Genomic DNA, 3,295 nt, shown 5'->3' on the forward strand with positions numbered 1-3,295 from the left:
AAAATGGTCGATGTTGACGCGTTTTACGGTGTGAAGAGCTTATCCAAGTGTTGTTTTGCCGCCCTTTGTTTTGTGTTATTTTGTCCGATGCTATTGTGGTTTTGAAACGTTTTTATTCCTGCGCGTGCTTGAAAAATACGTTGTTTTTGTGATGTCAAAAATTGTCGCTATAGTTGATCAAACTGCGGTAAAGCGTGTCGTTGTTCTCAGAGGTAAAAGATGAGGAGCTTCCCTGTTTTTGCTGTTCTTGCCGTTCGATCTCACGGCGAAACCAGTTGCGCCATGTGGCTTGCCAGTCTACTTTGAGAGCTTCTTTGCCGCTCTTGGCTTTCCAATAGTCGCGAAATTTTTTGGCTTGCCAAAGAGCTTGGCTTTCACTCAAGCCTTCTGAAACTGCCGCCTTGATGTCTGCTTGCCAATGCTCAGGAAGACGGTACCCTTTGGCAACTGAGGCTGTGGTTTTTTTGTTGGAAGAAGAAGGAATGGAGGAAGGAAGATTGCTGAGGGGAAGAGTGGTGGCGGATTTTGTCTTTTCCCCCGTGACAATTTGCGCGATAGGGGCGGGAGTGAACTCCGCTTGGGGAGCGTTTAAAGGGGAGGCGTTTTTTTGCTCCGCTTCTTCTTGTGGAGGAGAAGGGAGAGGTGAATCAAGAGCCGATAAGGGTGATGGATGATCGCTTTGTTCAAAACTCTCTTCGCAGGAAAAACAAGGTTCTGTCTCATCAAACAAAATTTTCTTTTCTAAAACACCGTAAGGTGTTTCCTTTTCTTCTGCCTTTTGAGCTTTTGAGCTTTGTGCAACATCTTTTGTACTTTCGTTAAGCAGTTGTTGCATCTCTACATTGATTTTCTTGCGTTTTTTTGCCGAAGAACGACCCGCAAAGGATTTTTGTTCAAGCAATTTTTCACGCTCTTGAAAAACATTTTCGCAACGCTTATTCCATAATCCATTGGCTAAATTTAAAATCTTACCCTCTTGGATGAGCATCTCTAAAACATTAACAAAAGTTCGCTTGTCACAACCACAAAGACGCGCTAAACGTTCTTTCGATATTTCTAAAGGTCGGCCACGGGCATACATTTCATTGAGAAGAATCGTATAGATTCCAATTTCGTGTGCGCGCATCCCACGTACACCTCCTAGAAAGTCATTTTGATACCAACAAACATATGGAAGCCTAGACGATTCATAATGAGGAGTTTCTTGTTGATTAGCGTGTTTCATACTGCAATCTACTTTCTTCTTTTTTATACATTTTTATTGATGATAAAAGCTCAAATAAGGATTTAACTTGTGTTGCTTTTGGCTCTGTTCGATGATGACGAGAGGCTTCTTTACGATGCTTATAAATGATTGGCTGTGCTTGAAGCGCATGCAAACTTACGATTTAAGATTGCGGTGATGGAAAAAATAAAGAATACCACACATTCTCAACGTACTTTCTTTTGGGCAGAAGCTTTGGAGGTGGTCTTTTATATCCGGTAGGGTGGTTAAAGTGTTTTTATGAGCTAAAAATAGAAAATTCCCCCTAAAAAGTAAAATTTGTTTCCTTAATTTTATCCTTTTTAGAGGATAATGCAAGCCCGTTTTATAAAAAGGACGTGTTTTTTTAAAAAGACGCGCTATATGGTGAAATTATGAATATCGATGGTTGGCGTCAAAGATTAAAGACCGCTTTGGAAAAAAGTGGGCGGTCAAAAAGATCTATCTCTCTCTCTGCCGGTAAAGGCGCGGGGTACCTTCATTCTATTCTTTCTGAAGGAAAAGAACCAACAATCGAATCTCTCTCGCGAATTTGTCACGAAATTAATATCAGTATGAATTATATTCTTTACGGGAAAGGGGCTAGCCCTGAAGATAAAGAATTTATAGAGCTTATTTCGAAACTCTCTCCGCAAGAGAGACAGGCGATTTTGACTCTTTTGCGGCGGCCAATTGACGAAGCTTCAAAATAACTTCTTTCTGTGCTTTTGTGTCAAGGCGACTCCAGTATTTTATTAATATTATGTCACTCATTTTATCTCTCCTGTGTGTTTATAATTGCAATTTTGTAAGAACAAATAGAGAACAACAAAGGGGCATGAGAGGAACAAAGAATAATAGATTTTTCTTTACATATGTCATTTGAACCCCGTAGATATTTAAAATATATCTTTTATGAAGGATAAAATGATTGACATCTCTCCTATAGAGGATATAAGACTAACGCTATATTTAGTCTTGTCAAGACAAGGCTATGCTTTATCAACTATCTAAAGGGGGAAATCATGAAAAATATTTCATTCGTTAAAGAGGATGAAATCATTGTCGTTTTATGCGAAGAGGAAAATCCTTGTACTTATGAAGGACCAATCGACGAAATCGAAGAGGTGCTCGAACTGATTGAAGAATATGAAACTGTTTATAGAGTTTTACGACTCGATCTGACAACTTCTTATGCTGAAGATGTTACGGAACAAATCGCTGATTTTTATGTCGAAAATCATGAAATAAATGAAGAAAATACACAATTGCAGCCCTTCATTTTGAATAGTGAAGCGTATCATGCTTTTTTAAATGAAAGAGCGGCGTGCGATTATGAAGATAATCTCTATGGCTCTTATGAAAAACAGCATCGTTTACGCCCATGTGATGTCTTGACAGATTATTGGTGGTAAACATGACAAGTTATCTCAAGACTTCTTATCGAGGGATTCCACTTTATTATGCTGGAAATATGCGAAATTTAATCAGACTCGAACCACAAAAACACGACGCTCTTCTTTTTATCTCACAAGAAGCGGCGCTGTCTATGGCAAAAAAATTGGCGGAAGAATATCTCCGCTATGATTTTTCCGTCGTGCAATAGCAGGGTTGAAAAAAGAAGCCGCAATGATGGGCCAAAGTGCTTTTTCATTGCGGTGACAATGGTGCGCGTTATGCTTTCGTCTAGGGAGGCCGCTGCTTGGGAGGGACTTAGCTGATATGGAAAAGGAGGGGATGAGAAACTTGTGGGGAGAACGAATGGGGGGGAGCTTGAAGCGTATGCAAGGCATATGCTGGAGGGGAGATATGAGGTGTGGAAAAGGGGGGCAGCCGTATAGCGTTGAGGAGATGTCAATCTTTAAAAAAAGCTTTGTGTAGGGGAAAGAGTAGAGTGTTGAGGGAGGGGGGAAAGCAGAGAGCTTTGAGCGCAGGGAGTGCAAAGAGCTTGGACATGAATGTGAAAGCATGCTGGGAAATGGGGGAAGGTGTTTGAGGGGGAAGAAGAGGAAGGCGCTATGGGGGCGCGGTTCTGACCGTTTTTGTGTTGAG

Annotated in this window: 4 protein-coding genes; 3 read left to right on the forward strand and 1 reads right to left on the reverse strand. The window is 40.8% G+C overall.

What is annotated here, in order from left to right:
- Positions 1–154: 154 nt before the first annotated feature.
- Positions 155–1,225, reverse strand: coding sequence for a YdaU family protein (locus ACFIO3_RS10380; RefSeq protein ID WP_375607061.1), 1,071 nt, complete (start codon positions 1,223–1,225; stop codon positions 155–157).
- Between the two features lie 413 nt (positions 1,226–1,638).
- On the opposite strand from ACFIO3_RS10380, the gene ACFIO3_RS10385 reads away from it, so the two are divergent.
- The 3 genes from ACFIO3_RS10385 to ACFIO3_RS10395 all read left to right on the forward strand — a co-directional run bounded on the left by ACFIO3_RS10385 (position 1,639) and on the right by ACFIO3_RS10395 (position 2,849).
- Positions 1,639–1,956 (forward strand): XRE family transcriptional regulator, encoded by a 318-nt coding sequence (locus tag ACFIO3_RS10385; RefSeq protein WP_375607060.1) that lies wholly within the window; start codon positions 1,639–1,641, stop codon positions 1,954–1,956.
- 312 nt (positions 1,957–2,268) lie between these two features.
- Positions 2,269–2,658, forward strand: coding sequence for a hypothetical protein (locus ACFIO3_RS10390; RefSeq protein ID WP_375607059.1), 390 nt, complete (start codon positions 2,269–2,271; stop codon positions 2,656–2,658).
- A 2-nt stretch (positions 2,659–2,660) separates the two neighbouring features.
- Entirely contained in the window at positions 2,661–2,849 is a 189-nt protein-coding gene (locus ACFIO3_RS10395; protein ID WP_375607058.1) for a hypothetical protein, read from the forward strand.
- Positions 2,850–3,295: the final 446 nt, after the last annotated feature.

Source organism: Bartonella sp. AD328YNZD (assembly GCF_042196425.1).

Excerpts from the sequence above, each read along its gene's own strand:
- ACFIO3_RS10380 (WP_375607061.1), bottom strand. The coding sequence starts at position 1,225 with ATGAAACACGCTAATCAACAAGAAACTCCTCATTATGAATCGTCTAGG.
- ACFIO3_RS10385 (WP_375607060.1), top strand. The coding sequence starts at position 1,639 with ATGAATATCGATGGTTGGCGTCAAAGATTAAAGACCGCTTTGGAAAAA.
- ACFIO3_RS10390 (WP_375607059.1), top strand. The coding sequence starts at position 2,269 with ATGAAAAATATTTCATTCGTTAAAGAGGATGAAATCATTGTCGTTTTA.
- ACFIO3_RS10395 (WP_375607058.1), top strand. The coding sequence starts at position 2,661 with ATGACAAGTTATCTCAAGACTTCTTATCGAGGGATTCCACTTTATTAT.